This window comes from Streptomyces sp. NPDC030165, assembly GCF_055573595.1.
This window is the reverse complement of record NZ_JBVIBD010000022.1, coordinates 37,510-64,400: the sequence shown is the minus strand read 5'-3', so window position 1 is coordinate 64,400 and position 26,891 is coordinate 37,510. Positions and strand designations below refer to the sequence as shown.

General features: G+C 72.8%; 25 protein-coding genes and 2 riboswitches. Of the genes, 15 read left to right on the top strand and 10 right to left on the bottom strand.

The genetic code is table 11. The annotated features are described in order from the left end of the window. Positions 1-196 precede the first annotated feature (196 nt). Both ACZ4Z1_RS32910 and ACZ4Z1_RS32905 read right to left on the bottom strand, forming a co-directional pair. Entirely contained in the window at positions 197-1,489 is a 1,293-nt protein-coding gene (locus ACZ4Z1_RS32910; protein WP_468490322.1) for an eCIS core domain-containing protein, read from the bottom strand. A 316-nt stretch (positions 1,490-1,805) separates the two neighbouring features. After that, positions 1,806-2,255 carry a MarR family winged helix-turn-helix transcriptional regulator gene (locus tag ACZ4Z1_RS32905; RefSeq protein ID WP_468490321.1) on the bottom strand — a complete coding sequence of 150 codons (450 nt, stop codon included), beginning with the start codon at positions 2,253-2,255 and terminating at the stop codon, positions 1,806-1,808. Positions 2,256-2,394: 139 nt separating this feature from the next. On the opposite strand from ACZ4Z1_RS32905, the gene ACZ4Z1_RS32900 reads away from it, so the two are divergent. Next, the gene (locus tag ACZ4Z1_RS32900; protein ID WP_468490320.1) at positions 2,395-2,913 is read left to right on the top strand and encodes a phenolic acid decarboxylase; all 519 of its coding nucleotides are present in this window, start codon (positions 2,395-2,397) and stop codon (positions 2,911-2,913) included. 171 nt (positions 2,914-3,084) lie between these two features. Here ACZ4Z1_RS32900 and ACZ4Z1_RS32895 read toward each other — a convergent pair whose 3' ends face one another. The 4 genes from ACZ4Z1_RS32895 to ACZ4Z1_RS32880 form a co-directional block, all read right to left on the bottom strand. After that, positions 3,085-3,810: a LysE family translocator gene (locus tag ACZ4Z1_RS32895; RefSeq protein WP_468490319.1), complete on the bottom strand. Its 726-nt coding sequence runs from the start codon at positions 3,808-3,810 to the stop codon at positions 3,085-3,087. Between the two features lie 148 nt (positions 3,811-3,958). Continuing rightward, entirely contained in the window at positions 3,959-4,819 is an 861-nt protein-coding gene (locus ACZ4Z1_RS32890; protein WP_468490318.1) for an alpha/beta fold hydrolase, read from the bottom strand. Positions 4,820-4,953: 134 nt separating this feature from the next. Next, positions 4,954-5,877: a bacteriocin fulvocin C-related protein gene (locus tag ACZ4Z1_RS32885; RefSeq protein WP_468490317.1), complete on the bottom strand. Its 924-nt coding sequence runs from the start codon at positions 5,875-5,877 to the stop codon at positions 4,954-4,956. An 82-nt stretch (positions 5,878-5,959) separates the two neighbouring features. Further along, positions 5,960-7,291: a cytochrome P450 gene (locus ACZ4Z1_RS32880; protein ID WP_468490316.1), complete on the bottom strand. Its 1,332-nt coding sequence runs from the start codon at positions 7,289-7,291 to the stop codon at positions 5,960-5,962. 438 nt (positions 7,292-7,729) lie between these two features. After that, positions 7,730-7,952: riboswitch (cobalamin riboswitch) on the top strand. Between the two features lie 200 nt (positions 7,953-8,152). Between ACZ4Z1_RS32880 and ACZ4Z1_RS32875 the strand changes: the two genes are divergently transcribed. The 9 genes from ACZ4Z1_RS32875 (at position 8,153) to ACZ4Z1_RS32835 (ending at position 17,044) form a co-directional block, all read left to right on the top strand. Next, the gene (locus ACZ4Z1_RS32875) at positions 8,153-9,037 is read left to right on the top strand and encodes a GHMP family kinase ATP-binding protein (protein ID WP_468490315.1); all 885 of its coding nucleotides are present in this window, start codon (positions 8,153-8,155) and stop codon (positions 9,035-9,037) included. Next, complete coding sequence (locus tag ACZ4Z1_RS32870; RefSeq protein ID WP_468490314.1) at positions 9,034-10,056, top strand: cysteine synthase family protein; 1,023 nt, start codon at positions 9,034-9,036, stop codon at positions 10,054-10,056. Before ACZ4Z1_RS32875 ends, ACZ4Z1_RS32870 begins: the two co-directional genes overlap by 4 nt. Continuing rightward, positions 10,053-11,321 carry an ATP-grasp domain-containing protein gene (locus ACZ4Z1_RS32865; RefSeq protein WP_468490313.1) on the top strand — a complete coding sequence of 423 codons (1,269 nt, stop codon included), beginning with the start codon at positions 10,053-10,055 and terminating at the stop codon, positions 11,319-11,321. The genes ACZ4Z1_RS32870 and ACZ4Z1_RS32865 overlap by 4 nt, the downstream gene beginning before the upstream one ends. After that, the gene (locus ACZ4Z1_RS32860; protein ID WP_468490312.1) at positions 11,314-12,660 is read left to right on the top strand and encodes an MFS transporter; all 1,347 of its coding nucleotides are present in this window, start codon (positions 11,314-11,316) and stop codon (positions 12,658-12,660) included. Before ACZ4Z1_RS32865 ends, ACZ4Z1_RS32860 begins: the two co-directional genes overlap by 8 nt. Next, positions 12,629-13,384 (top strand): SAM-dependent methyltransferase, encoded by a 756-nt coding sequence (locus ACZ4Z1_RS32855; RefSeq protein ID WP_468490311.1) that lies wholly within the window; start codon positions 12,629-12,631, stop codon positions 13,382-13,384. Before ACZ4Z1_RS32860 ends, ACZ4Z1_RS32855 begins: the two co-directional genes overlap by 32 nt. Before the next feature lie 129 nt (positions 13,385-13,513). Further along, a complete protein-coding gene (locus ACZ4Z1_RS32850; RefSeq protein ID WP_468490310.1) occupies positions 13,514-13,801 on the top strand; it encodes a putative quinol monooxygenase in 288 nt (95 codons plus the stop codon). Positions 13,802-13,872: 71 nt separating this feature from the next. Then, positions 13,873-14,049: riboswitch (cobalamin riboswitch) on the top strand. Between the two features lie 30 nt (positions 14,050-14,079). After that, on the top strand, positions 14,080-15,132 hold the full coding sequence (locus ACZ4Z1_RS32845; RefSeq protein ID WP_468490309.1) for an ABC transporter substrate-binding protein: 1,053 nt from the start codon (positions 14,080-14,082) through the stop codon (positions 15,130-15,132). A gap of 23 nt (positions 15,133-15,155) precedes the next feature. After that, a complete protein-coding gene (locus tag ACZ4Z1_RS32840; protein WP_468490387.1) occupies positions 15,156-16,229 on the top strand; it encodes a FecCD family ABC transporter permease in 1,074 nt (357 codons plus the stop codon). Beyond that, positions 16,226-17,044 (top strand): ABC transporter ATP-binding protein, encoded by an 819-nt coding sequence (locus tag ACZ4Z1_RS32835; protein WP_468490308.1) that lies wholly within the window; start codon positions 16,226-16,228, stop codon positions 17,042-17,044. The genes ACZ4Z1_RS32840 and ACZ4Z1_RS32835 overlap by 4 nt, the downstream gene beginning before the upstream one ends. On the opposite strand, the gene ACZ4Z1_RS32830 is transcribed toward ACZ4Z1_RS32835, so the two are convergent. The 3 genes from ACZ4Z1_RS32830 to ACZ4Z1_RS32820 form a co-directional block, all read right to left on the bottom strand. After that, on the bottom strand, positions 17,029-18,066 hold the full coding sequence (locus ACZ4Z1_RS32830) for a ferric reductase-like transmembrane domain-containing protein (protein WP_468490307.1): 1,038 nt from the start codon (positions 18,064-18,066) through the stop codon (positions 17,029-17,031). The genes ACZ4Z1_RS32835 and ACZ4Z1_RS32830 overlap by 16 nt on opposite strands. A 184-nt stretch (positions 18,067-18,250) precedes the next feature. Beyond that, complete coding sequence (locus ACZ4Z1_RS32825; RefSeq protein ID WP_468490306.1) at positions 18,251-18,667, bottom strand: VOC family protein; 417 nt, start codon at positions 18,665-18,667, stop codon at positions 18,251-18,253. Positions 18,668-18,677: 10 nt separating this feature from the next. Further along, the gene (locus tag ACZ4Z1_RS32820; protein ID WP_468490305.1) at positions 18,678-19,097 is read right to left on the bottom strand and encodes a helix-turn-helix transcriptional regulator; all 420 of its coding nucleotides are present in this window, start codon (positions 19,095-19,097) and stop codon (positions 18,678-18,680) included. Between the two features lie 200 nt (positions 19,098-19,297). On the opposite strand from ACZ4Z1_RS32820, the gene ACZ4Z1_RS32815 reads away from it, so the two are divergent. Then, entirely contained in the window at positions 19,298-21,520 is a 2,223-nt protein-coding gene (locus ACZ4Z1_RS32815) for a S9 family peptidase (RefSeq protein WP_468490304.1), read from the top strand. Positions 21,521-21,652: 132 nt separating this feature from the next. Continuing rightward, positions 21,653-22,183 (top strand): Rieske (2Fe-2S) protein, encoded by a 531-nt coding sequence (locus tag ACZ4Z1_RS32810; protein ID WP_468490303.1) that lies wholly within the window; start codon positions 21,653-21,655, stop codon positions 22,181-22,183. Positions 22,184-22,259: 76 nt separating this feature from the next. Here ACZ4Z1_RS32810 and ACZ4Z1_RS32805 read toward each other — a convergent pair whose 3' ends face one another. Further along, positions 22,260-22,916 (bottom strand): cysteine hydrolase family protein, encoded by a 657-nt coding sequence (locus ACZ4Z1_RS32805; RefSeq protein WP_468490302.1) that lies wholly within the window; start codon positions 22,914-22,916, stop codon positions 22,260-22,262. 181 nt (positions 22,917-23,097) lie between these two features. On the opposite strand from ACZ4Z1_RS32805, the gene ACZ4Z1_RS32800 reads away from it, so the two are divergent. The 3 genes from ACZ4Z1_RS32800 to ACZ4Z1_RS32790 all read left to right on the top strand — a co-directional run bounded on the left by ACZ4Z1_RS32800 (position 23,098) and on the right by ACZ4Z1_RS32790 (position 26,872). Next, positions 23,098-23,562, top strand: coding sequence for a pyridoxamine 5'-phosphate oxidase family protein (locus ACZ4Z1_RS32800; protein WP_468490301.1), 465 nt, complete (start codon positions 23,098-23,100; stop codon positions 23,560-23,562). A 216-nt stretch (positions 23,563-23,778) separates the two neighbouring features. Continuing rightward, a complete protein-coding gene (locus ACZ4Z1_RS32795) occupies positions 23,779-25,233 on the top strand; it encodes an acyl-CoA synthetase (RefSeq protein ID WP_468490386.1) in 1,455 nt (484 codons plus the stop codon). Positions 25,234-25,474: 241 nt separating this feature from the next. Continuing rightward, complete coding sequence (locus tag ACZ4Z1_RS32790; protein ID WP_468490385.1) at positions 25,475-26,872, top strand: carboxyl transferase domain-containing protein; 1,398 nt, start codon at positions 25,475-25,477, stop codon at positions 26,870-26,872. Positions 26,873-26,891: the final 19 nt, after the last annotated feature.

Genomic DNA, 26,891 nt, shown 5'->3' with positions numbered 1-26,891 from the left:
GGGCAACCTGCCCTGACCCAGAGGATGCCGAGGGAGTCCGCCACAGGTGAATATCGCTCGGCACCCCTCGTGAGGGTCGCGCCGCACCCCAGGGCGGGAACGGCTTCGGCGGAGGAGCTTCCCTGAGGAGAAACCGGGGAGAACGGAGTCCCGATGGGGAGCGTCCGATGCCACCGGATCACCGGGCAGCGGCCGGCTACACCATCGCCACGTCCTCGACGAACAGTTGGAAGAGCAGGCGCGTGACGTCACTGTCACCCAAGGACAGACTGAACGGCCCCTTGCTCTCCTGCTTGAGGCCGATGTATCCACCGAGGATTCCTTCACCTCCGGCCCCTTCCTGGAAAGATCTCTTCCCGCCCGCTTCGGACTCGAAGTGACTCCTCATGTGGTACGGCGTGCCCGATGCGCCGGAGAGGGCCATGTGGTCCGGGTCGAACAGCAGTTGGTGTGCGCCCGGTTTCAGCGTGAACTCCACCATCGCCTGGGTGCTCGGATTCTTTCGGTAACGCTCGGCCTGCGCGAAGTCACCCAGGTGGTTCTTCGTGGGCAGCAGGCCGACGGTTTCGGCCTCCAGCGCGCCATGGAAATTCTTCGTGGCGTCCTTTCCGGTGTTCTCCGGATCGGAAATCCAGGCCTCCGTCGCCTGCCGTTTCCCCTTCCAGGCGAGGATCTGCTCAGCCTCCTCCCGCTCCATGGTGCGATACAGCTTCAGTTGCCCGGTCTGCCGCGTGTTCGCCAGTTCTTTCAGGAGCTTGGGCCCGACGTCGTTGAGGATGTCCTCCAGGCGCCGCGCGGTCCCCTTCTTGACCTGCCTCTTCTTGTCCGCCGGTGAAGGGACGACCGGTTTCCCGGCACTCACCCCCTTGTCCGACCAGTACTTGCTCCCCAGGACACTCTGAACGGCTTCGTCGCGCTCCGCCCGTTGCAGCACCCGTGACGCCGGATCGGCCGGCGGCCGGTGGAGGTCGGTGGCCCGCTGCACCTCGGGCCCGGCGGGAGCGGGGCCCACGAGCACCTTGCGCGCGTTCGCCTCGGCCGCCTGCTCGAACCGGTCCGAAGGGTCGGAGACCTGGAGGCCGTCGCCGTGATCGGTACCGGCCACCGGCCCTTGGCGCTGCTGGATGACGTGGGTCAGCTCGTGGGCCAGGGTGTGCTGGTCGGTGCCGTGGTCGCCGATGACGATGTGGTGGCCGGAGGTGTAGGCACGGGCCCCGACCTCGGCCGCCGAGGCCTTGGCGGCCGAGTCGTCGTGGATGCGGACGTCGGAGAAGTCCGCCCCGAGCCGCGCCTCCATGTCCGTACGGGTGGCTTCATCCATCGGCCGGCCCGGGGCACGCAGTACGTCGTGGACGGCGGACCGCTGCACCGGCGCCGCGTGCGCGGTCCCGGCCGACGGGGTGATCTGCTGGTGTCCGCAACCGGGGCCGTGCTGGTGCTGGTCGGGCTGTGTCCAGGGGTGACCGGCCTGGCGGAGCAGCTGGATCATCGCCGCGTTCCCGGCCGCCCGCTGAATGTTCAGCGACTCGGAACGGGACCGGGACGCGCGCGCCGGCGGTGCCGGATGCCTGTCGGACCGGGGTGTCGGCTGGTGCTCGTGCGTCATGCGCAGCGCCCCTCACGGGAGAAGGATTCCGAATCCATCCCACGAAACGTGAACGCCGACGGCTCCGGAAGGGCGGCGCGCGCAGTCGGTGGGGCATGCTCGGCTGCCCCGGAGGCCCTGAGGAGCACACCTTCCGCTGCGCGCAGTCGGTTCCTGACGTTCGAAGCTGCTGCGCATCCGCCGGCTGGGCCGCGCCCTCTCAGGCTTGGCCGGTGGGGGCCTGCGCTTCCAGGGCGGTGAGCAGTTCGGCGAGGGCGGGCAGGGACCGTTCCAGTGCTTCGCGGCTTTCCGGGCGCAGGTCGGCCAGGGCGCGGCGCAGGGCGGCTGTGCTGGTGCGGTCGTAGCGGTCGAGCATGTCGAGGGCCTTGGGCGAGGCGGTGAGGTGGGCGGTGCGCAGGTTGGTGGGCGAGGGGGTGCGCTCGACGAGGCCCGCTGCGGTCAGGGTGCGGATGAGGTTGCTGACCGTGGAGGGCGCTGCCTTGAGCCGGGCCGCGGCTTCCCGTGGGGTGATCGTGCCGGCTTCGGTCAGGACCCGCAGGAGTTCGATCTGGGCCTCGGGGAGGTCGGGCAGGCCCTCGGAGCGTCGGGTGCGCAGTACGGCTCGGCGCAGGGGGCCGAGGAGTCGGCCGAATTCGGTGGCGGTGTCCATGACTCCATTGTGCCCCAGCTAACATTTTGCTTCAAAACTGTTTTGATGCAAAATAGTGCGGGCGGGGTCCCGTACCGCGGAACCCGGCGCACTTCGTGGCGCCCTGGCGCCCCGCACATCCCATGCGAGGAGGACACCCATGACCACTGTCACCGACCCCACTCCCGCCCAGGACCTCTCCGGGATCGTCGGCCACCGCTTCATCTACACGTATGCCAACGGCTGGCAGTACGAGATGTACGTGAAGAACGACCACACCATCGACTACCGCATACACAGTGGTCACGTCGGCGGCCGCTGGGTGAAGGACCAGGAAGTCGACCTCGTCCAGCTCGACGAGGACAGCTACAAGGTGTCGTGGACCGAGCCCACCGGCACTTCGGTCGCCGTCAACGTCATGCCCGGCAAGCGCCGCCTGCACGGCGTGATCTTCTTCCCGGACTGGATCCGCCGGCACGGCGAGCGCACTGTCTGCTACCAGAACGACCACCTGGACGCGATGCGCGCTTATCGCGACCAGGGCCCGACCTACCCCGTCTACGTCGTCCCCGAGTTCGCGAAGATCACACTGTTCGAACACGTCGGCGCCGACGACGACTCGGTCGTCTCCACCGCCCCTGGTGACCTTCCCACCGGCTGGTCCCAGCGCACCAACTGACCTGTCCACTCCGGGCAGACCGGTCCGCTGCGCCGATGCCTCGACCGTCTGCGTCACCGAGCGCGTGGTGCTGTGTCGCGGCGGCCGGCATCGGGCGGTGGCCACCCCCGGCCGTCGCGGTCCAGTGCGGCCAGGTCTTCCGGGCCGGATTCGGCGGCCGAGCCGGGCCGCTCATCTCTTCTCCGCCGCCAGCCAGCCGGCCAGGCCCCACATCGCCACGGCGGTGACGATGTCGAGGCGGCGCCGGGTGCCGTTGCCGATCCCCGCCTTCTTCAGCCGTCCTCCGAGGGCGGCATAGCCCCAGGCGCAGAAGAATTCCACCGCGATATAGGCGAGGCCGAGAGCCAGCAGCGGGACAGCGACCCGGTGGGCGTCGCGGGACACGAATTGCGGCAGGAATACGGCGAACAGGATGAGCGCCTTCGGATTCGTCACCGCCACGAGGAACTCCTGCCGCGCCAGCCGCCATGCCGGTACTGTCCGGCACGCGTTCTGTTCCCTGGCAGAGCCTTCCGGGGCCTCCACCCGGAGCTCGCGTGATCCCTCCTTTCCGGGCACGGATCGCGGCCCCTCACCACCAGCCCCGGACTCCGCGCCGGACGTGGAACGCAGCGCCGTACGCAGGCTCTGCAGCCCCAGCCACAACAGGTAGGCCACCCCACACCACTTGATGACGTTGAAAGCCACCGCTGACCTGGCCAGCACGGCGCCCAGTCCGGCGGCCACGGCGGCCGCCATCAAGATGAACGCCGTGAACCGGCCGAGCGAGGCACCGAGCGCCGGACGTGCCCCGTGCCGTACGCCGTTGCGCAGGGCCAACAACTGGTTGGCGCCGGGCGTCGCGGCGAGCAATATCGCGGAGGGAAGGAAAGCCGCCCATGACACGTCGGGAAACATGGCAGACGTGTACCCGCACCGCGCGTCTCACCGCTCACCTACGCGTCTCGCTCTCCCCGGGCAGTCCCCTGGGGCGGCAGGCCGGGGCCGAACCGCCGTCAGCTCCGAGCGGGCGTTCGTGCGCTGAGCTCCCGGCCACGTCAGGGTGTCACTCCAACGCCGCCAGCACCGTTGCCAGTTCCGCCGGGTCCTGGGGGCCGACGTGCGGGGCGTCGAGGGTGACGACGTCGAAGGGGTTGTGCGGGGTGAGCGCGTCGGCCTCGGTGATCATGCGGTCCTGGAGGGCGGGCGGAATGGCGCGGTCCGCGCTGAAGCGTACGTAGGTCCGCGGGACACTGCCCCAGGTCCCGGCCTCGCAACGGGCGTCGGACCGGCCGATGGCGGCGGTCTCGTCCGGTTCGTAGGAGTTGAGCAGGGCGAGGAACGCGGCCTCCGGGTAGCTCGCCGCGTACGCCGCGCGTACCGCCGCCTGCTCCTGCCGGTCGCCGGAGCGCCAGTTGACCCGCATGACGCCCAGTTCCCCGGGCGTTTCCACGGCCGGCATGTCCGACAGCAGGCTCTGCTGCCCCTCCGGCGTCCTGGTGATGTAGTCGACGAGGGTGGGGAGCGTCACGCAGCAGAAGGCCGAGACGTAGACCAGGCGTGCCAGCAGTCCGGGCACCGCGTTGCCGACCCGGTCGAGGGTGGCGCCGCCCTGGCTCGTACCCACCAGGACGACCGGGCCGTACGGATGGACGCGGCGCACCACGCCCGCCACCCGGTCGGTGTAGTCGTCCAGGGTGATCGTGCCCAGCGGGGAGGGTACGGTGCGCAGCGCGGCGAGGTCCTGCGGGGCCTGGTAGCACTGTGGGAAGAACGCCTCCGGGCCGTGCCCGGGGAGGTCCACGGCGAGGGCGCGGTGTCCGCGCAGGGCCAGTTCCCGTACGACTCCCGCCCAGTCGGCGGACGAGCCGTTGCCGCCGTGGACCAGGACGAACGTCGGCGAGCCGGTGCCGTGGGGCGGTGGCATGGCGGACCTCCCTGTAGGGCGGGTGCCTGCATGCGCGGGCAGACGGCTCCGGGCCGGTCTGCCCGCGCTCACCCTACGTTCGCTCGCGCGCGCCCGCCTCCGGAGGCCACCTCACGGATCGGCGCGGTGCCCCCTCAGCCCCCGCACACCCCGTCGCAGTTCTGCTGCCACAGCCACCCGCAGCCTGTCGGCTGCGGGGTGCACGGCACGGAGTTGCCGCAGGAACTGCAACCGCTGGCCCCTTTGTGGCAGTCGCAGTTCATCAGCAGGCGGGAGTCGGCGGGGGCGGGCGACTCGGCCGGGCCGAGCACGCCGAGCGCGGCGAACGACACGTCGGGGCCGAGCACCGCCGCCGACTCCGCCCGCAGCCGCTCGATGTCCGCCGGCGGCCACGCGGCGGTCCCGGCGAAGACGGCCGGTACCGCGCCGGCGACCTTCTCCAGCATCGCCGACCGCGGCCCGGACAGCTCGGGGTGCGCCGCGCGGTAGCGCTGGACGTGTTCCAGCCACAGCCCGGCCTTCGCGCGGTCCGGGATGCGGGCGTACACGGCCCGGCGCTGCGGCATCGGCAGCGCGGTCACCTCGCGGTAGCCGGTGGGGAGCCGTGTGAGCCCGGCGGCCCACTCCTCGGCGCCGGCGGCCGTCATCCGGCGCCCGGGCGAGGCCAGGGCCGGGGCGGCGAGCCCGCCGGAGACGAGGAACGCGCCCAGCGCCAGGCCCGGCACGGCCTTCAGGAGCCTGCGCCGGTCGCCGTGCACCAGCACATCGGTCCGGTTCAGGGCCCGTACCACCCGCAGCGAGCCGACCGGGCCCAGCAGGCGGCACAGTCGCGCCGACAGCGCCGGGCCCGTCCACGCCCGTACCCGCTCCCCGTCCACGGCCAGCAGCGTCGGGACGAACGGCGGTTCGCCGCCCAACGCCCGCCGCCGCAGGGCGCGTACACGTGCCTCGCCGAGCCCCACCAGCGTCAGCCGGTCATCGACCAGACCGCCGATCCTCCCGGCCACCTCGCCGCACGCGCCGCAGCCCGCGTCGAACGCCAATAACCACTCCGTCATGGCCACTCCCCTGCTCGCACCGGCACTGCCGCCCCATGCATACCCGGCTTTCCGGCACACCAGGCCCTCTGGGACGGGGAGTTCACGGGCGCGGCGCTGTGCCGCGCGGTGTCACGAGCATCCGGATGTCGTCCTCCGCCCACAGCACGAACCGTTCGACCGGCGTCACCCGGTGTCCCGGCGCGGGCCGGAACCGGAAGCGTTTGAGCAGGACGGCCAGGACGAGTTCGGCCTCGACCATGGCCAGTCCGGCGCCCTCGCAGCTGCGTGGCCCGATGCCGAACGGGATGTAGGCCAGCCTCGGCCGCGCGGCCACCTCCCGCGGGACGAACCGTTCGGGTACGAACTTCTCGGGCTCGGGCCAGTGGTCGGGGTTCAGGTGCACGGCCCAGAACGGGTAGAAGACCGTCGTCCCGGCCGGAACCCCGTAATCGCCGAGGACGAGGGGCCCGGTCGTCTCCCGCGCGCCGTACGGGCCGGGCGGGTAGAGCCGCATCGCTTCCTTCAGCACCATGTCCAGGTACGGCAGGCGCCGCAGGTCGGCGTACTCGGGCACCGTGCGGTCCCCGAGTACGCGGTCCAGTTCGGCGGCGACGCGTTCGGCCGCCTCGGGGTGGCGCCCCAGGAGGTGCAGGGTCCAGGAGACGGCCACTCCGGTGGTGTGGTGGGCGGCCAGCAGCGTCACCATGACGGTGTCGCGGATCCGTGCGGGGCTCTCACCGGCCTCGACGAGCGCCCCGACCAGGTCGCTCCGGTCCGTGCGGCTGCCGGAGCGGTGGGCCGCGACGGCCCGGTCGACCGTCGCGCGCAGGTAGGCGAGGGCCCGGGCCGCCCGTTCGGCGCGTTCTTCCTGGGTGCCGGGGACCGGCACCTGGTAGAGCCGTCCCAAATATTCAGTGAGCACTTCCTCGAAGGCGGCGACGACGGCGTCCGGGTCAGCGGCCTCGCCCTCCAGCGCGTAAGCGCAGATCATCCGCAGCGACAGCGCGGTGAGGTCCTTCTGCAGCGCGACGGGGCCACGGCCGGCCTGCTCGCCCCAGCGGTCCGCGAGGCCGGCCGCCAGCGCGGTGAACCGCGCGGCGTGCCGCTCGTGGGACGGGCGCCCGGCCAGCACCGACAGCAGGACGCGCCGCCAGGGGGTGTGCTCCTCGGCCGGCAGCACCTGCAGGTTGCCGGCCTCACACAGCGGGGCCAGGAACGCGAACAGCCGCTCCGGCCGTTTGTCGAGGTGGGCCGTGGCCTCCAGCAGTACGGGGTCGGCGACCGACACGGCCGTCTCCGCGCCCGGCAGCTGGAACCGTACGACGGGCCCGTACTCCGCGTGCAGCCACAGCTGGTAGGTGTGCAGTCCGCCCGCCGCGGCGACCGCCCCCACCCCGCCGTCCGGCCGGGGCTCGGGACCAGGGATACGCATGGCCAACGCCTCCTGACTGACGCCCGGTCCCGCCGTGAGGTGGGCCCTCGGCGGCGGGAGTGCAGCCTCCATCATCGGCGGATCCGGGCGGTGGGGAAGTCCCGGCGGCCGGTCAGAGGCAGGAAGCCCCGGTGACCGGCCGGAGGCGGAGTGGCCGCCCTCGCCGCCACGGCGAAGCCGGCCACTCCGCCGCCCGGCCCGGAGCCCGAGGCTCGAAACGGCCCCCGGGCGCGGCGAGTGGATCTGTTGCATGACCGTGAGGCGCCCGACCGATATGACACGTTCGAGCCGGGCCACGGGCGGTGTGCTGCGGGGCGGTATCCCGGTGACCGGCTCCGGCGGGCGGTGGTCCCCGTACTGCACACATCGCGCGCCCTGTCAGCGGCGCCGATCGAGACAACCACTCAGGTCACTCTGTTGCGGTGGCGGGAGCGCCTCTACGCTGATGTGCGCAGTCGGTTCGCGCCACGGTCCGTGGGGCGTCGTAAGAGGGAACCCGGTGGGAATCCGGGACTGTCCCGCAGCGGTGAGTGGGAGCGGAAGCCGCCAACAGCACCGGACCCGGTCGAAGGGTGCGGGAAGCGGCGGCCGGTAGGTGTCGCCGGACGGTCCGGCCGACGTGCCCACGAGTCCGGATACCTGCCACTGCGCGCGTGCGTGGACGGACGCACGCGCTGTCCACGGTGACCTCGAGGGCTGGGTCGGCGGTGCAGGCGGAGCAACGCGCATACGGCGCGGCCGCCCTCTCACTCACCGGTCGATCCCCGGGCCGGGTACGGCGAGAGAGGGCGTGTTCGTGACCGAGGCATACAGCCGGGGCGGCCGACGGCCGGTCCACGCACGGCCGTCGTACGGTGCCCGGTGCTGACCGCGTCCGGCGGCGCCGCGGCGCGGTGGGTCTCCGGCGTCTGCCAGGGGACGCTGGGCGAGCTGTTCCAGGGCCCGTTGCGTCCGGGCGGTGACCGGGACATCGCGATCGTGTCGTTCCCCGTGGACCGCCACTCCTGGGTCTACTTCACGCCCGGCGCCGCCCCCGGGGACGCACCGCCCCTCGGTGAGAAGGCGGCGACGGCCGCGCGGCTCTTCCTGGAGCACTTCGGCCTGACGCTGCCGCCGGGCCGCTGGAGCACCCACTCGGACCTGCGGGTCGGGGTGGGCATGGCCAGTTCGACGGCCGACATCGTGGCGACGCTGCGCTGTCTGTTCCGGGTCTTCTCACTACCGTACGACACCGGGGCCGTCCAGCGCGTCCTGTCGGCGATAGAGCGGGCCGACAGCGTCTTCCTCGACGAGTTCGCGCTCTACCTGAGCGGCCGGCACCGTGTCGTACGGCGGCTGGGCACCGGCATCGGCTTCCACACCGCCTTCGTCATGGAGCCGGGCACGGTGGACACCGCCACCGTCACCCCCCTGCTGCAACGGCACTACCGGCGCAACGCTGCCGAGTACGAGAAGTGCCTGACCGACCTCCTCAAGGGCTTCGCCTCGGGTGACCCGGCGGCCGTGGCCCGGGCCGCGACCTTCAGCGGCGCGCTGTCCCAGGAGGTACTGCCCAAGCACACCTTCGACGCCGTACTGGCCCACCGTGCGGAGTTCGGGGCGGACGGCCTCTTCGTCGCCCACACCGGCTCCCTCATCGGCTACCTCTTCAGCAGCCGTCCGGCGCCGGCTCTGAAGGGTGAGCTGTCCGCCTTCTTCCGGTCGCTCGGCCACCAGTGCTCATTCGCCCAAGGAGGCTACGCGTGACGCACCCCCACATAGCCGACGCCCTCAAAGTCCCCGACCTCGTCCGGCTGTCGGACGGCATGGTGCTGCTGCGGTTCGAGTCGATGAAGATCTACTCGGCGCTGGCGGCCGTCCGGCACCTGCTCGACCGGGGCACCGTCCGCCCCGGACAGACCCTGATCGACAGTTCCAGCGGCATCTACGCCCACGCGCTGGCGCTGGCCTGCCACCGCTACGGCCTGCGCTGCCACATCGTCGCCTCGACCACCGTCGACGCCACGACCCTCGCCCAGCTGGAGATACTCGGCGCGACGGTCGAGCAGGTCAGACCGTCGCGCGACCTCAAGCTCGACCAGGAGCTGCGGGTACGGCGGGTGCGGGAGATCCTCGCCGAACGGCCCGGCGTCCACTGGATGCGCCAGTACCACGACGCCATCCATTACCTGGGTTACCAGGAGGTCGCGGACCTGGTGGCCACGGCCCTGCCGGGCCGCCCGCTGTCCGTCGTCGGCGGGGTCGGCTCGGGGGCCTCGACCGGCGGCCTCGTGGCGCACCTGCGCCGCCGCGATCCCGGCGTCCGGCTGGTCGGGGTGCAGCCGTTCGGCAGCGTCACCTTCGGCAGCCAGGACCATCACGACCCGGAGGCGATCATCGCCGGTATCGGTTCCTCGATCGCCTTCGACAACGTCCGCCACCACCTGTACGACGCCGTCCACTGGATGGACTTCACCCACGCCATGTCCGGCGCCGTCGCCCTGCTGCGCGAGCACGCCGTCTTCGCCGGGCTGTCCACCGGCGCCGCATACCTGACCGCCACGTACGAGACCCGCCGCCACCCCGACCGGCTCCACCTGGTGATCGGGGCCGACACCGGCCACCGCTACGTTGAGCGGGTGTACGCCCGCCACCGGGAGGCCGCGGACCTGGCCGCCCTGAAGCCGGCGGAGGTCGGCAGTCCCGAGGAGATGACCATGCCCTGGTCGACGATGGCGTGGCACCGCGCCCCCTGGCCGTCACCCCGGAAGGAGACCCGCGCATGACCGTGGTCTGCCTAGAATCGCTCACCTTCGGGCTGGGACACCTGACGCGCGCCGCCGCCCGGCTGGGCGAGCCGCTGCGGCTGCTGACCCGCGACCCCTCGTACTACGCGTACGAGTTGGACCGGCTCCCCGCGGGCGCGGTCGATGTGGTGGAGACCGACACCTTCGACACGGAGCTGGTGGCGGAACAGCTCGGCCGGACCCCGGGCCTGCGGGGGCTGATCAGCTCCACCGACACCTGGATGCTGGTCGGCGCCGACCTCACCGCCCGCTTCGGGCTGCCCGGCCCCGACCCGGCCGTACTGCGGCTGGCCAGGGACAAGGTCGCCGTACGGAACCGGCTGTTCGAAGCCGGGCTGACCCGCGCCCGCGCGGCCGAGGCGGACAGCGGCGATACGGAGACGGCCGCGTTGCTGGTGAAGGCCGTGGGCCTGCCGGCGATCCTCAAGGACAGCGCGGGCACCGGCAGTCAGAACGTCTGGCTGCTACGGGACGAGCGCGAGCTGGACGCGGCGCTGGCCGAGGCGGCCGGGCGGCGGTTGAAGGGCCGTCTGTTCGCCGAACCGTACTTCTCCGGGCCCGTGTACAGCGCGGAAACGCTCACCTGGGCGGGCCGGACACGCCTGCTGGGCGTCTCCAGCCGGCTGATGTCGCCCGAACCGCACTTCCGGGAGGAGATCACCGCGTTCCCCGTCGCCTTGCCGGAGCCGCGCCGGGCCGCTCTGGAGCAGTGGCTCGGCCGTGTGCTGGCCGCCATCGACTACACCGACCGGTTCGCCCACGTGGAGTTCGCCCTGACCACCGCGGGCCCGGAGGTCGTGGAGATCAATCCGCGGATCGGGGGCGCACTCGTCGGTGAGGGCCTGTGCCGGGCCCTCGGCGTCAACGTGTACGAGGCGATGGTCGAGGCGGCGCTCGGGGTCCGCCCCAAGCTCATGGACGCGGCGCCGCCCGGCGGCCCTGCCTCGGCCTTCGTCCTCGGATACCCCTCGCAACCAGGGGTGTTCACCGGGGTCGACGGTCTCGACCGGCTGCCGCACATGCCGGGCTCACCCGCCTGGTATCCGGTCAAGCGGATCGGCGACCGCGTCGAGCACCTGGGCGACAGCCGCGGTTACGCGGGGATCGTCTACGCGGAGGCCGAGACGGCCGAACTGGCCACGCACTGCGCGGTGGCGGCGGCCAATGCCGTACGGGTGCTGACGGAGCCGGTTCCCTCGGCGGCAGCGGCGGATGCGGCGGTGCGCCGGGCTTCCGGTGGCTGAACGCACCGGCGGCGCCCGGGGCTCGCGTGCCACGCTGTCCACCCTCACCGGGCCACTCCGCTTCCTGCTGCTCAGCTCCTTCCTCATCCCGCTCGGCAGCTTCATGGTCCTGCCGTTCATGTCCGTCTTCCTGCACGAGCGGCTGGGCATGGGGCTCGGGGCGGTCGGTGTGGTGCTGGCCGCAGCGTCCCTGGTGCAGTTCTCGGGTGGTGTCCTCGGCGGGGCGCTCGCCGACCGGGTGGGGCTGCGGCGCACGATGGTCTGGGCGCTGGTGGTACGCACGGCGGGCTTCGCGGCGTTCCTGGCGGCGCTGCGGTGGCCTGCGCTAGCGGTGGGGGCGCTGGTCCTCACCTGCTGCGGCGCCGCGCTGTACCTGCCGGCCAACAAGGCGTACCTGGTGCACGGCGTGGCCGAGGAGCGCCGGCCGGCGTTCCTGTCCGCGGGCAACGCGGCGCTCAACGCGGGGATGGCGGTGGGGCCGCTGGTCGCGGGACCGTTCGTGCTGTCGTCCCCCGGCCCGCTGTTCCTCGTCGTGACGGCGCTGTTCGCGGTGGTCGCCGTGGGACATGCGAGGCTGCCTGCGGTGGGTCCGGAAGGGAAACGGTTCGGTACCGGGCGGGCCGACGCGGCGCGTCCCCACGACGCGCCGGTGTCCGGCCACGGCCTGCTCACCGGAATCGCCGTCCTCCCCTTCGCCGCCAACGGTCTGGCGTTCTACCTCTACTTCCACTTCCAGCACTACCTCGCCGTGTACGCCGTGGAGCGGGCGTCCAGCGAGTTCTACAGCCTCGTGCTCCTGACCTGCTTCGTGCTGGTCATCGTCGTCCAGCCGCTCGCGTCGGACGCCATCCGGCGGATGAGCTACCCGGTCGCGCTGGCGGCCGGTTTCGCGGGGCTGGCCGCCGGGCTGGCGGTCCTGGCGGCTGGTACGCGGACCGCCCTGCTGGCGGGCGGTGTCCTCCTCACGCTCGGCGACATCGTGCTCTTCCTCAAGAACGATCTGGAGGCGCTGCGCCGCAGTCCGCGCTCGGATGCGGTGGTCTTCGGGCAGCAGCGGCTCGCCGCGGGGCTGGGTGCCTGTGCCAGCGGTGTTCTGGGCGGGCAGCTGTACGGCTTCGGCGAACGCGCCGGGCACGCGGGCTGGTTCTGGCTCCTCGCCGCGGCCCAGTGCGTCCTGCTGCCCCCGCTGCTGCTCACTCTGCGGCGCGGACAGCGCACCGCTCCCCCGGCCCCCGACGACCTCACCGACGAACGGAGCCCCGCTCCCCCGCCCCCCGACGGCCACACGGAAGGAACACCGGTACCCGATGACGCACACGAGCGGATTCCAGGACGATGACTTCTGGACCGAGTTCTACGACTTCCTCTTCTCCGACCAGCGCCACTCCCAGGCCGAGGACCTGCTCGACACCTCTGCCCTGCTGTCCTTCCCGTCCGGGGCCCGGGTGCTGGACCTGTGCTGCGGTCCGGGGGTGTTCACCGTTCCGCTCGCCCGCCGGGGTTTCGCCGTGACGGGCGTCGACCGCAGCCCGGCCATGCTGGACCGCGCCCGGAAGCGGTCCGCCGACGCCGGCGTCACGGCCCGGGCCCGGTACGTGCAGGCCGACATGCGGGAGTTCACCGAACCCGGAGCGTTCGACGCCGTCCTCAACATGTTCACGTCCTTCGGCTACTTCGAGGACCCGGCCGACAACGCCCGTGTGCTGCGCACCATGCGCACCTGCCTGGCACCCGGCGGCACGCTGCTCCTGGACATGGCCGGCAAGGAACTGCTGGCCCGCAAGGTCACCCCGCCCAAGGTCGTCCAGCGCGGCGACGACCTGCTGGTGCAGACCGACACGGTGCTGGACGACTGGGCGCGGCTGCGCAGCGACTGGGTGCTCGTGCGGGGCGACCGGGTGACGCGTACGAGCCTGGTCTGGTTCGTCTACAGCGCCGTTGAATTGCGGCGGATGGCCGAGGAGGCCGGCTTCGAGGAGATCGAGCTCTTCGGCGGCTTCGACGGCCGCCCGTACGACCAGGACGCCGAACGGCTGGTGCTCCGGGCGGTGCGGGGGACGTGACCGGCCCGTCGGTGGTCGCGGCGCGGCCACCGTGTGGCCCACCTCACCCTCGCGGCCGACTGCCCGGAGCCGTACGGCAGGCCTAGCCTCAGCCGATACGGCATCTGGCAAGCCGAGAGGGGACACATCATGTCGTTCGGTTTCGTCGCCTTCCACTACCCGGCCCCCGAGCACGTCGAGGAGTTCGTCGGCCAGTGCCGCCAAGTCGCCGAGGCGGCGCGGCAGCAGCCGGGCTTCGAGTCCGTCGGGGTCTGGGTCACCCCGGACGGCGAGGCCGTCGTCACCACCGGCGCGTTCGAGTCCGAGGAGGCCTTCCGGGCGGCATCCGAGGTCGCCCGCGAGATGGGTGCGACACCTGACGGCCTGAGCGACCTGGAGGTCAGGCCCCGCCAGGTGCACTTCCTGCTGTCGCGGTAGAAGGGGCGCGACTTCCGCACGAGACGGCGCGCGGACGCGTCCGCGCGCCCTTTGCCCCCGGCTCGGCCGACCGTAATATCACCTGGTCATCACCGCGACGGGAAACAGGAAGCCGGTGCGATTCCGGCACGGTCCCGCCACTGTGACCGGGGAGTGCACCCCTTCGTCAGGCCACTGCGCGCGGCGCGGGAAGGCCGGGGGAACGTCGATCCGGGAGTCAGGACACTGGCCTGTCGCGGGCCCGTTCCGAGGAGCGCGGACTCCGCAGGAGGCTCTACGTGTACGACGGTACGCCCCGTCCCCTTCTTCCTCCCTCTCACGCCCGGCGGCGCCGGTTCCTGCGCGCCGCGGCACCGCCCGTGGCCCTGGCCCTGTCCGCCGTGCTGCTCACCGGCTGCGGCGGTACGGCGCGGGACACCGCGGACGGCGCGAAGCCCGCGGCCTCCGCGGCGAAAGGTTTCCCGGTCACCATCGACAACTGCGGCATCCGCACCACTTACCGGAAGCCGCCCTCCCGTGTGGTCACCATCCACCAGCACCCCGCCGAGCTGATGCTGGCGCTGGGGCTCAAGGACCGCATGATCGGCACCGCGTTCCCCGACTCGGCCGTCCTGCCGGAACTGCGCAAGGACTATGCCGCCCTGCCGCAACTGGCGAAGAAGGAACCGTCCTTCGAGACCGTCCTGGAAGCCGGTCCGGACCTGGTCTACGGCGGTTACGCCAGCGCGTTCGCCGAGAACGAGGGCCGCTCGCGCAAGGCTTTCGCCGACGCCGGCATCGACACCTATCTCAACCGCGAGTACTGCGGGAAGAAGCAGGTGTCCATGCAGGACACCTACGACGAGGTGCGCACCATCGGTTCCCTCTTCGGCGTGCGGGAACGGGCCGACCGGCTGGCCGCCGGCCTCAAGGCACGGGTCGACCGGACCACCAAGGCGGTCAAGGGCGCCCGGGCCGTACCGGTCTTCGTCTACGACAGCGGCGACAAGGCGGCGTTCACCGCCGGCGGCAAGAGCCTCGGCACCGAGATCATCCAGCTGGCGGGCGGCCGGAACGTGTTCGCCGACCTGGACAAGGTCTTCGGTGACGCCTCCTGGGAGCAGGTCGTCGACCGGAAGCCCGAGGTCATCGCGATCTACGACTACGCGGGGGCCGGCAGCGTCGAGCAGAAGAAGAAGTTCCTGCTGTCGCAGCCCGCACTCGCCGACGTGCCCGCGGTGCGGAACAAGCGGTTCGTCGTCCTGCCGCTGACCGCGACCCTCGTCGGAGTACGGCCTCCGTACGCGGTCCAGGAGCTGGCCCGCGCGCTGCACCCCGAGCGGTTCCGGTGACGGCCTCCATCGAAGCGGCGGCTGTGCGTGATCACCGGCAGCAGGCGAAGCCGCGCCACCGGTCCTTCGCCGTCATCCTCCTCGTCCTCGCCGTGCTGCTGCTGGTCTCCGCCACGGCGGGCATGGCGATCGGGTCGGTGCACGTGCCGCCCGGCGAGGTGTGGGGGATCGTGACGCACGCGCTCGGCGCGGACCACCCGGAGCCGGGGTGGTCCCGGGCGCGCGAGACCATCGTGCTGGACGTACGGGCGCCCCGGGTGGTCCTCGGCGCGGTGACGGGCGCGGGGCTCGCGGTGATCGGTACGGCCATGCAGGCCCTGGTCCGCAATCCGCTGGCGGAACCGTATCTGCTGGGGGTCTCCTCGGGCGCGTCCCTGGGCGCCGTCATGGTGATCGTCTTCGGGGTGAGCGTGTTCGGTCCGGTGTCGCTGCCGGCCGCCGCGTTCGCCGGCGCGCTGCTGACCCTGCTGCTCGTCTACACGACGGCCCGCACCGGCGGACGCATCACCTCGGTACGGCTGGTGCTGTCGGGCGTGGCGATGGCGGCGGTACTGACGGCGGTCATGGATGTCCTGCTGCTGACCTCCGACCGGGGCAACGAGGCCCGGGCGGTGCTGGCGTGGACGCTCGGGGGCCTCGGCGGCGTGCAGTGGGGCACGCTCTGGCTGCCGGGAGCGGCGCTGCTGCTGGGCATCGCCGTACTCCTGGTCCAGGCCCGGTTGCTGAATCTGCTGCTGGCGGGCGAGGAGTCCGCCACGACGATGGGGCTGGACGTGGCCCGGTTCCGGGCCCGGATGTTCGTCCTGCTCTCCCTCGTGACCGGCGTCCTGGTGGCCGCGGCCGGGCCGATCGGCTTCGTCGGCCTGATGCTGCCACACGTCGTGCGCCTGTTCGTGGGCGGTGACCACCGCCGGGTGCTGCCCGCGGCCGCGCTGGCCGGCGCGGTGTTCCTGATCTGGGCCGACGTCGCGGCGCGTACGGTCGCGGCGCCCATGGAGATTCCCGTGGGCGTGCTGACGGCGCTGTGCGGCGGGCCGTTCTTCCTGTGGCTGATGCGCCGGGACGCGCGCCGCACCACGCACCGAGGAGTGGCATGAGCGCGACCGAACTGACCGTCGACGGCGTCACGCTCACCGCCGGAGCGCACCGTCTGGTGCGCGACGTCTCCCTGACCGCCCGGCCCGGTGAGGTGGTCGGCCTGGTCGGGCCCAACGGCAGCGGCAAGTCCAGCCTGCTGCGCGCCGTCTACCGTGTGCTGCGTCCCGGCGCGGGACACGTCCGCGTGGACGGTACGGACGCCTGGTCGCTGCCGGTGCGGCGGCTGGCCCGTACGGTGGCGGCCGTGGTGCAGGAGACGGCCGCCGACTTCGACCTGACCGTACGCGAGGTCGTCGCGATGGGCCGCACACCGCACAAGCGGCTGCTCGACGGCGACAGCGCCGAGGATGCCGCGCTGGTGACGTGGGCCCTGGAGGCGGTGGACGCCGCCGCACTGGCGGAACGGTCCTTCGACCGCCTCTCCGGCGGCGAGCGCCAGCGGGTGCTGATCGCCCGCGCCCTGGCGCAGCGGCCTTCCCTGCTGGTCCTCGACGAGCCGACCAACCACCTGGACGTACGGCACCAGTTGACGGTGCTCGGGATCCTGCGCCGGCTGCCCGCCACGGCCCTGGTGGCCCTGCACGACCTGAACCTCGCCGCGTACTACTGCGACCGCCTGTACGTCCTGTGCGAGGGCGAGGTGACGGCGTCGGGTGCGCCCGCCGAGGTGCTGACCGAGGAACTGCTGGCCGAGGTGTACGGCGTGGCGGCCGAGGTCGCCGTCAACCCGCGTACGGGTGCGCCGCAGGTGTCGTTCCTACCAGGGGAACGCGACCGGCCGGGCGTCGCGGTACCGGATCACTCCGGTACCTGACTGGCCGGGGGTACTTGAGTGGCTGGGGGTCTCTGAGTGGCCGGGGATTCCTGAGTGGCCGGGGCGGTCACGGGCGGCTGGTCCGGCCGGGGCCGGCCGCCGTCGTGACCGGAGAAGACCACGGCCAGCAGCCCGACGATCACGGCGGCGGCAGCGGCGCGGCCCGCTGCCCGGGCCGTCCAGCGCAGCGGCGAGACCTGCGCCTGCCGTCCGGGCGCCCCCAGGCGCTCGGCCCGCCGTGCGGGACGCAGCAGCCGGAGCAGGAGCAGCACGGCGATGGGCAGTTGCAGCAGCCACAGGACGGTACGCGGCCACTCGTCGTACCAGACGTTGGTGCCGTACAGCAGTGTGTGCCAGACGCTCAGCACGTACACGACGATCACGAAGCGGTGCAGGCGGCGCCAGGCTGACGCGCCGATGCGGTGTCGCACGTAGAAGAGCAGACCCAGCGGGACGGCAAGGTACAGGGCACCCTGGCCGATGGGGATGGCCAGCTTGCCGGTCCCGGAGTCGTACCAGCCCGGTACGAACGTGTCGGCGAACGCCGACCACAGGCGCGTCGCCCACGCCGGCCCGCCCGCGTCCCGCACCAGTTCGGCCGCGAACATCAGCGCGTGCGCGAACATCAGCGCCATCGTCGTCAGGCTCGTCGTGCGGTGCCAGCGCTCCAGCACGGACCGGGCGACCGGCAGCCGGCCGGGCCGGGGCCCGGACAGCAGCAGCCCGATCATGACCGTTCCCCACGACCACAGCAGCCCGGACCAGCCGAACGCCTGGCTGAGCAGGTACATCCAGTAGGTGCTGGGATCGTCCATGAAGGGCATGACCGCGACCGTCGCGGACGCGCCGGACCGCATCCGCAGGTACAGGAAGACGAACACGGCGACGGTGACCACCACCGCCGCGCCGGCGTCGGGCAGGGCCGCTTTGAGGTCGGCACGCAGCGGAACACGGCCGACGGTACGCCTTTCCCGCACCGGCGCCGGCGGCGTACTGCCGCGGCCTGTGGTTTCCGGGTGCATTCGTGGCCCTTCGGACAGGTGTCGCCGACGCGTCGTGCGTGCCGTACAAGTGTGGCTGGTGAGGCGGGCGTTGCCGAGAAGCTATCCGGCCACAGGAACCGTCCCGCACGCACGCGCCGTCCGCTTCCCCCGTGTGCGTACGGGGGAAGCGGACCGGTCTGTCCTCACGCGCAAGGCGCCGCGCTCACTGCCCGCGGGCCTGGGTGAAGCGCAGCATGTTGCCCGACGGGTCGCGGAAGGCGCAGTCGCGGACGCCGTACGGCTGGTCGACCGGCTCCTGCAGCACCTCGCCGCCCGCGGCGCGGATGCGCTCGAAGGTCCCGTCGCAGTCGTCGGTCGAGAAGATCACCGCCCGCAGCAGGCCCTTGGCCAGCAGTTCCGCCATGGCCTCGCGGTCGGCGGGCGAGGCGTTGGGGTCCGCGAGGGGCGGTTCGAGGACGATGTTCACGTCGGGCTGCGACGGCGCGCCGACGGTCACCCAGCGCATCCCCTCGAACCCGACGTCGTTGCGCACCTCCAGGCCGAGCACGTCCCGGTAGAAGGCGAGCGCCTTGTCGTGGTCGTCCACGGCGATGAAACATGTCGAAAGGTTGATGTTCATACGGACAACGCTACGGGCGGGAAGCCGGCCTGGCTTCTCCGTTCCTGACCGGTCGCGTATAGATCTTGGCGTAGCACGCCGGGATGGCGGCGCCGTCGTCGTGCCGGCGGGCCCGGTACGCGCTCGGGCTCTCGCCCACCAGCTCGGTGAACCGCGAGCTGAACGACCCCAGCGAGGTACAGCCGACCTCGAAGCAGACCTCCGTCACCGACAGGTCACCCCGCCGCAGCAGCGCCTTGGCCCGCTCGATGCGGCGCGTCATGAGGTAGCCGTACGGCGTCTCCCCGAAGGCGGCACGGAAGCTGCGGGAGAAATGGCCCGCCGACATGAGCGCGACCCGTGCCAGCGCCGGAACGTCGAGCGGCTTGGCGTACTCGCGGTCCATCAGGTCACGGGCCCGGCGGAGCCGGACGAGGTCTTCCAGCGTCACATGGTGATTATTCCATGGGGGCGGGGGGCGGTCCGGAGGACGGCGGCGGGGACGGGCCGGCGGCGCCTGGCCCCAGTAGGACATAACACCTGAACACATGTACACTTGTCGAACGAAGCCCCGCGGTTCCCCCGTCCGCGGGGCTTCGTCATTTCGTCATTTCGGCGATATGTCGGCCGGGCGGGTGCCAGAGTCCCGTCATGACTGTCGCTGATGATTCCTCCCGCTCGTCCGGCGCCGCCCCTGGGGCGCCCGCCGCTCGCGACTCCTCCGGGCGTGACGGCACTCCCGCCGCCTTCCCCCGGCAGTTCGCGCGGACGCGGCGGTTCTCCCTCGGTGCGCCGCGGCAGTTCGGCGTCTCCCCGGACGGCCACCGGGTGCTGTTCGTCCGTACGGGCGGGGGCAGCGACCCCGTAGGCCGGTTGTGGCTGTACGAGGGTGGCGCGGAGCGGGTGTTGGTCGACCCGGTGCTGCTGGGAGCGGCCGCGGCCGCGGAGGGGCAGTTGCCCGAGGCGGAGCGGGTACGCCGGGAGCGGGCGCGCGAGCATTCCACGGGAGTGGTGGCATATGCGACCGACGCGGCGGCGCACGTGGTGGCCTGTGCGCTCTCCGGCGCGCTGTGGGTGGTGCGTACGGACGAGGGCGCCCCCTGCCACGTGCCGACAGCTGGGCCTGCCGTCGATCCCCGCCCCTCTCCGGACGGACGGTTCGTCGCATACGTGACCGACGGATCGCTGCACGTCGTCACCCTGGAGGACGGGACGGACCGGCAACTGGCGGCTGCCGAAGGCCCGGACGTCACCTACGGGCTGCCCGAATACGTGGCGGCCGAGTCGATGAGCCGCGCGCGCGGCTACTGGTGGGCCCCGGACAGCCGCCACCTCCTGATCGCCAGGGTGGACACGTCCGGTGTGGAACGGCGCCACATCAGCGACCCGGCGCACCCCGAACAGCCGCCGCGCGCGGTGGCGTACCCCTCGGCGGGGACGTCCAATGCGGAGGTGTCGCTCCGCATCGTGCCGGTGGCCGCCTCCGGAGGGCGGCACGTCGAGGTGGTGTGGGACCGGGCCGCATACGAATACCTCGTCAGCGCCGGCTGGGACGGGCACGGGCCGCTCATCGGCGTACAGAGCCGCGACCAGCGGACACTGCGCACCTTGGCGGTCGACGCGGGCACCGGCACGACCGAGGTGCTGCACGAGCGCACCGACACCGCCTGGACGGAGATCGTGCGCGGCACCCCGGCCCGTACGGCCTCGGGTGCCCTGGTCCTGCCCGAGGACACGCCCGGCACCCGCCACCTGAGCGTGGGCGGCACCACCGTGACGCCGCCCGGACTACAGGTGCGCGAAGTCGTCGCCGTGGAGGGCGAGCAGGTGTGGTTCACCGCCAACGAGGAGCCGACGGCGGTGCATGTACGGCGGTGGGACCCGGAGGGCGGCCTGACCCGGCTGAGCGCGGGACCGGGACTTTTCACAGCCGCCGTCGGGGGCGGCACGGTGGTCCTCAGCGGAGTCACGCCGCAGGGGACGGTGGCCGAGGTGCGCGGCTCCGGAGCGGAGGGGCCGCTCACCGACATGCACGGTTCCGGGCCGGGCGCGGCCTGCGGGTCCGGCGGCATCATCGCCTCGCTTGGTGAGGAGCCGGTCGTCACTCCGCGCCCGCACCACCTCGTTCTGGGGCCACGGGAGGTACACAGTGCGCTGTACCTGCCCTCCTGGCACGAGCCCGGTACGGGCAGCCTGCCGGTGCTGCTCTCCCCGTACGGTGGCCCGGGCATCCAGCTCGCGGTACGGGCGCGCACCTGGTTCGCCTGTGTGGCGCAGTGGTTCGCCGAGGAGGGCTTCGCCGTACTGGTCACGGACGGCCGCGGCACCCCCGGCCGGAGCCCTGCCTGGGAGAAGGCCGTCCACGGCGACCAGCTCACCCCCGTACTGGAGGACCAGACCGACGCGCTGCACGCGGCCGCCGCGCGCTTCACGGACCTGGACCTGTCACGGGTGGCGATCCGCGGCTGGTCGTTCGGCGGGTTCCTGGCCGCCGCGGCCGTCCTGCACCGTCCCGACGTCTTCCACGCGGCGGTCGCCGGTGCCGCGCCCACGGACCAGCGGCTGTACGACACACACTGGAAGGAGCGTTTCCTCGGGCACCCCGCCGAGACGCCGGACCACTACGCGCGCTCCTCCCTGGTGGGCCACGGCCACCTGCTGCGCCGTCCGCTGCTGCTCGTCCAGGGGCTGTCGGACGACAACGTGGCCCCCGCCCACACCCTGCGCTTCTCCGCCGAACTGCTGGCCGCCGGCAGACAGCACAGCGTGCTGCCGCTGCCCGGGGCGGGCCACGCGCCCGCTGACACCACGGTCACCGAGAACCTGCTCCGCTTCGAACGTGATTTCCTGCGCTCAGCACTCGACAAGAGCTGAACGCCCGCGCCGGCCCGCCCGTATGGAACTTCCACAACGCCCAGGGGACGCACGCGCCGCACGGCGCACCCTGGGGGCACCGACAGTTGGAGGCACGCCATGACCCGGCAGGCATCGACCCAGCAGGCACCCATGCGACAGACACCGGCCCAGCAGGCATCGACAGGGCGGACAGGCGCGGCGACGGCGCGCCGTACGGTCGTCGCGGCGGCCGGCGCGGCGGGACTGGCCGCGGCGCTCGCGGCATGCGGGAGCGGCTCGGACGGGTACGGCGACAGCGCGTCGTCCGCGCCGCCCGACGCGTCGGGGGCGTCCGGTGACGACGGGTCGAAGAACGGCGACACGGACCCCGGGAGCGCGGGTACCGGTGCGGCCGGGGGCGTGCTGGCGAGGACCGCGGACATCCCCGAGGGCGGCGGCAAGGTCTTCAAGGACCGCAAGCTCGTGGTGACGCAGCCCGCCAAGGGCGAGTTCAAGGCGTTCTCGGCGGTCTGCCGGCACCAGGGCTGCCTCGTGAACGAGGTGGCGGGCGGCACCATCAACTGCCCCTGCCACGGCAGCACCTACGCCATCGACGACGGCAGCGTCCGCAAGGGCCCTGCCACTCAGGGGCTCGTCGCGGCCGAGGTGAGCGTGGAGGGCGACTCGATCAAGCTGGACTGATCGGCCGGGTTGCGCTGGTCAGCCAGGCTGGGCAGACCGGCCGGGCCGGGTGGACCGGTCGGGCCGCGCTGATCGGTCAAGCTGGGCCGCCGAGCGGGCCGGGCCGCCCTCTCCAGCAGGAGAGCAGGTCGTCGGTGGTCGTGACGGTGGCGACGAGGGCCAGAGTGTGCCGGACCATCGCCGCGGTGTAGTCGGCAGGCACGCCGGCGATGGCGTCGGCGGGCACCACCGCCGTGTAACCGAGGTTGACCGCGTCGAAAACGGCGTTCGGGATCGCCACGTTCGCCGACACCCCGGCGATGACGAGGGTGCGGCAGCCGAGGTTGCGGAGCAGCGGGTCCACGTCCGTGCCGGCGAGCGGCGACAGGCCGTGCAGCCTGCGCACGATCAGGTCGTCCTCGGTGACGGGCACCGGGTCGGCGATCCGTACCGCGGTCGTACCCACGAGCTGCTGTACGGGCAGGCGCTCGGCGGCGGCGAACAGGCGCGCGTTGCGGTTGGCGCCGCGGCCGTCCGGGCGGCGCTCGGCGACGGCGTGCAGGACCTGTACGCCCGCGTCGTGCGCGGCCCCGGCCAGCCGGGCCACCCGGTCGAGCGCACCGGACGCGCGGGCCGCGTCGGCCAGTTCCGGCAGCGCGCCGTCCGGCCCGACGACACCGCGCTGGCACTCGACGGTGAGCAGTGCCGTCGTCGCGGGATCGGTCTGTTCCAAGAGGCGCGCGCCCGATGCCATCGTCTCGTCCCTTCCCGGGGCCGTCGTCGCGGGGCCGTACCGAGTGCGCCCGCCCGCCGTGGCGCCGCGGGCATCGGCCGCGCGAGCGTAGCCGCCATTGCGCCGGCGCGGAAGAGACCGGATGATTCCTGTCACCGGTTCCTGACGAACCGTCAGGTCGTACGGCGGAGGTGGAGGACGGATGACCGGCACACAGCGGCGCGGGCGCCGCATCATGATGACGCCGCACGAACGGGACGCCTTCCTGGCGGAACAGCGCACGTGCCGGGTGGCCACCGTGGCCGCGGACGGTACGCCGCACGTCGGCGCCCTGTGGTTCGTCTGGGACGGCACGGCCCTCTGGCTGTACTCGATCACCCGCAGCAAGCGGTGGACCCAGCTGCGCGGAAACCCGCGGATCGCGGTGGTCGTCGACGACGGGCAGGACTACGGAGAGCTGCGCGGAGTGGAGCTGACCGGCAGCGCGGCCGTTGTCGGCGAGGTACCGCGAACGGGTGACACCTGCGTGGAACTGGACGCTCCGGAACGCTTGTTCGCCACCAAGTACTTCGGCCTGGACCGGATGCCGCACGACGGCCGGCACGCCTGGCTGCGCCTGGTACCGGACTCCGTCGTGTCCTGGGACTTCCGCAAGATGACGGGCTGAGCGCGGCCGCGCCGGGCGCCGCCGCACCCCGGTCCGGCAGCCCGGCCGCACTCCCACACGGCGCCGCGTGGTCGTGTCGTCCGCGGTCCGTGATCATGTTGTCCGCGGTCCGTGATCGCGTTGTCGGTGGTCTCTGCCACAGTGGTGGGGTCGGCCCGTTCCGGCAGGTCCGGGGCGGCGGCACCGACGTGGGACGACGAGGACGAGGGAGACCTGGTGAACGTGCTCTTTCCGGCGTTGAGCGACGCGTCGCCGCAGCCCGCGCTGCGCTTCGGTGAGCGTGCGCTCAGCTACCGCCAACTGGCCGCGGCCGCGTGCCGGGTCGCCGACCGCCTCGACGGCCAGACCCGGGTGGCCGTCTGGGCCACGCCCACCCTGGAAACCGCGGTCGCCGTGGTGGGCGCGCTGCTCGCCGGGGTGGCCGCCGTACCCGTCAACCCGAAGATCGGTGAGAGCGAGCTGGCGCACATCGTGTCGGACAGCGGGCCGACGCTCGTGCTGGCCGAGCCGGGCGCCGAGCTGCCCGGCGCGCTGGCCGCCCTCCCCCGCGTCGACGTCGAGCCCGCCACCGACAGCGAGGAGATGCCGCCGCTGCCGTACGAGCCGGGCGCCGAGTCCGCCGCCCTCGTCGTCTACACCTCCGGCACGACCGGCCCGCCCAAGGGTGTCGTCATCCCCCGCCGGGCGATCGCGCACACCCTGGACGCGCTGGCGGAGGCCTGGCAGTGGACCGCCGACGACGTCCTCGTGCACGGCCTGCCGCTGTTCCACGTGCACGGCCTCGTGCTCGGCATCCTCGGGCCGCTGCGGCGCGGCGGCAGCGTGCACCACCTGGGCCGTTTCAGCACCGAGGGCGTCGTACGAGGGCTCACCGCGGACGGCACGATGCTGTTCGGCGTACCGACGATGTACCACCGCCTCGCCGTCGAGGCCGGCGAGAACCCGGCGCTGGCCGAGGCTTTGGGCCGGGCCCGCCTCCTGGTGTCCGGCTCGGCGGCCCTGCCGCGCACCGACCACGAGCGGCTCGCCGCGGCCGCCGGGTGCCGCGTCGTCGAGCGGTACGGCATGACCGAGACGCTGATGAACACGAGCGTACGGGCCGACGGTGAGCCCGCGCCCGGCACCGTCGGCGTACCGCTGCCCGGTGTGTACGTCCGGCTCGTCGACGAGTCCGGCCAGGCCGTCGAGGTGAGCGACGGTGAGACGGTCGGCGAGATCCAGGTCCGCGGCCCCAACCTGTTCGTCGAGTACCTCAACCGCCCGGACGCCACCGCGGCGGCCTTCGACGGCGGCTGGTTCCGTACGGGCGACATGGCGACCCGCGACGCGGCGGGCAACTACCGCATCGTGGGGCGCAAGGCCACCGACCTCATCAAGAGCGGCGGCTACAAGATCGGCGCGGGTGAGATCGAGAACGCGCTGCTGGAGCACCCGGGCGTCAGCGAGGCCGCCGTGACGGGCGAACCGGACGAGGACCTGGGCGAGCGGATCGTCGCCTGGGTCGTCCCGGCTCAGGCGGCCGAGGGCGCCGCCACACCGACCGATGCCGAACTCGCCGACCACGTGGCCCGCCGGCTCGCACCGCACAAGCGCCCCCGCGTGGTCCGCTTCCTCGACGCCCTGCCCCGCAACGACATGGGCAAGATCCTGAAACGGGACCTCCGTGCATAGCGGGGCGCCGGGGGGCGGTTCGGGTGCGGGTGATTCGGGTGCGGGTGGTGCCGGGGCGCGTGGCGCCGACGCCTGTGGCGGGAGTGCCGGTGGCGGGGATGTGGGCGGGCGGTCCGTACCGGCCGGGCCGTCACCGCGCTGGTCCGCGCGCGAGGCGGTCGCCGTGGTCACGGACGACTTCGCGGAGTTCCCCGCACCGGGGGCGGAGACGAACACATCAGGGGCCACGGCGGGTCGGCCGATGGCAGCGGGGCCGACCTCGGCAGCCGGGCCCACGGCAGGTGGACCCACCGCAGCCGCTCCGTACGACGACGGGCCGCTCCGCTGGGACGGATACGGCTTCGCGCGGCAGCGGGCGCGGGAGCGGACCGGCGAGGACGAGTCCGTGGTCAGCGGGACCGCCCGGGTCGCGGGCGTGCCGGTCGTCCTGGTCTCCTTCGAGTTCGCTTTTCTCGGCGGTTCCCTCGGAGAGCGCACGGGCGACCGGCTGGTGGCCGCCTGGACCCACGCCCGGGAACTGCGCCTACCGGTCGTGACCCTGATCGCCACGGGCGGCAGCCGGATGCAGGAAGGCATGCGGGCCCTGACCCAGCTCCAGCGAGTGGCCGCCCAGTCCGCGCTGAACCGGGCCGCGGGGCTGCCGCAGATCGCCGTCGTGCGCGATCCGACGACCGGCGGCGGCTGGGCGACACTCGGCGCGGGCGCCGATGTCGTGCTCGCGCTGCCGGGCGCGCAGGTCGGCTTCGCGGGCTCGCGCGTACGGCCGGTGGACGCCGACCCGTACGCGTACAGCGCCGAAGGCCAGCTGGCGGCCGGACAGGTCGACGCCGTCGTCCCGCCGGGCGACGTGCGCGCGGCCCTCGGCCGCTGGCTGCGGCTGTTGTCTCCCGTGGGGGCAGTGGGAGGGGAGGTGGGGGCGGAGGCCGGTGCTGCGTCATCCCGCCCCGATCAGAGCGGCGGGGCGGGCCCTGCCGTGGAAGCCGCACCGCCCCCGCCCGCGCTAGGTGCGGCCGAGCTCCCGACGTCCGGCTGGGAAGCGGTGTGCTCGGCCCGTGCCGCGCGGCGCCCACGCGCTGCCGCGTACCTGGACGCGTACTTCGACTGGCGGGAGGAGATCAGCGGCGACCGCTGCGGCGGCACGGACCCGGGTACACGCTGCGGGTTCGGCCGGCGCGACGGGCGCACGATCGCGTTCGCCGCCCAGTGCGGCACGGCCGTACGCCCCGCGGGTTTCCGTACGGCCGCCCGGCTGATCCGGCTGGCGGACCGCCTCGGCATACCGGTGCTCACCCTCATCGACACCCCGGGCGCGGCCAACGACCCGGCAGCGGAACGGGCCGGTGCCGGCGCCGCCATCGCGGACGTCTTCGCCGCGCTGGCCTCGGTCCGTACGCCCGTCACCTCGCTGCTGATCGGGGAGGGCGGTTCCGGTGGGGCGCTGGCCCTGGCCGCGCCGGGCCGGCTGTGGGCGACACCGGACAGCTACTTCTCCGTCATCGCCCCGGAAGCGGCCGCCGCCATCCTGAAACGCGACGCGGACGCGGCACGCGGCACGGCCGACCAACTCCGCCTCCGGCCGCAGGACTTGCTGGACCTCGGGCTGATCCGGGGTGTCGTCCCACCGCTCGCCACCGGGTGACCTGTGCGCGCCCCCGGAG

Coding starts and splice junctions, on each gene's coding strand:
- ACZ4Z1_RS32910 (WP_468490322.1), bottom strand. CDS start 1,489: ATGATCCAGCTGCTCCGCCAGGCCGGTCACCCCTGGACACAGCCCGAC.
- ACZ4Z1_RS32905 (WP_468490321.1), bottom strand. CDS start 2,255: ATGGACACCGCCACCGAATTCGGCCGACTCCTCGGCCCCCTGCGCCGA.
- ACZ4Z1_RS32900 (WP_468490320.1), top strand. CDS start 2,395: ATGACCACTGTCACCGACCCCACTCCCGCCCAGGACCTCTCCGGGATC.
- ACZ4Z1_RS32895 (WP_468490319.1), bottom strand. CDS start 3,810: ATGTTTCCCGACGTGTCATGGGCGGCTTTCCTTCCCTCCGCGATATTG.
- ACZ4Z1_RS32890 (WP_468490318.1), bottom strand. CDS start 4,819: ATGCCACCGCCCCACGGCACCGGCTCGCCGACGTTCGTCCTGGTCCAC.
- ACZ4Z1_RS32885 (WP_468490317.1), bottom strand. CDS start 5,877: ATGACGGAGTGGTTATTGGCGTTCGACGCGGGCTGCGGCGCGTGCGGC.
- ACZ4Z1_RS32880 (WP_468490316.1), bottom strand. CDS start 7,291: ATGCGTATCCCTGGTCCCGAGCCCCGGCCGGACGGCGGGGTGGGGGCG.
- ACZ4Z1_RS32865 (WP_468490313.1), top strand. CDS start 10,053: ATGACCGTGGTCTGCCTAGAATCGCTCACCTTCGGGCTGGGACACCTG.
- ACZ4Z1_RS32855 (WP_468490311.1), top strand. CDS start 12,629: ATGACGCACACGAGCGGATTCCAGGACGATGACTTCTGGACCGAGTTC.
- ACZ4Z1_RS32850 (WP_468490310.1), top strand. CDS start 13,514: ATGTCGTTCGGTTTCGTCGCCTTCCACTACCCGGCCCCCGAGCACGTC.
- ACZ4Z1_RS32835 (WP_468490308.1), top strand. CDS start 16,226: ATGAGCGCGACCGAACTGACCGTCGACGGCGTCACGCTCACCGCCGGA.
- ACZ4Z1_RS32830 (WP_468490307.1), bottom strand. CDS start 18,066: ATGCACCCGGAAACCACAGGCCGCGGCAGTACGCCGCCGGCGCCGGTG.
- ACZ4Z1_RS32825 (WP_468490306.1), bottom strand. CDS start 18,667: ATGAACATCAACCTTTCGACATGTTTCATCGCCGTGGACGACCACGAC.
- ACZ4Z1_RS32815 (WP_468490304.1), top strand. CDS start 19,298: ATGACTGTCGCTGATGATTCCTCCCGCTCGTCCGGCGCCGCCCCTGGG.
- ACZ4Z1_RS32810 (WP_468490303.1), top strand. CDS start 21,653: ATGCGACAGACACCGGCCCAGCAGGCATCGACAGGGCGGACAGGCGCG.
- ACZ4Z1_RS32805 (WP_468490302.1), bottom strand. CDS start 22,916: ATGGCATCGGGCGCGCGCCTCTTGGAACAGACCGATCCCGCGACGACG.
- ACZ4Z1_RS32800 (WP_468490301.1), top strand. CDS start 23,098: ATGACCGGCACACAGCGGCGCGGGCGCCGCATCATGATGACGCCGCAC.
- ACZ4Z1_RS32790 (WP_468490385.1), top strand. CDS start 25,475: ATGGCAGCGGGGCCGACCTCGGCAGCCGGGCCCACGGCAGGTGGACCC.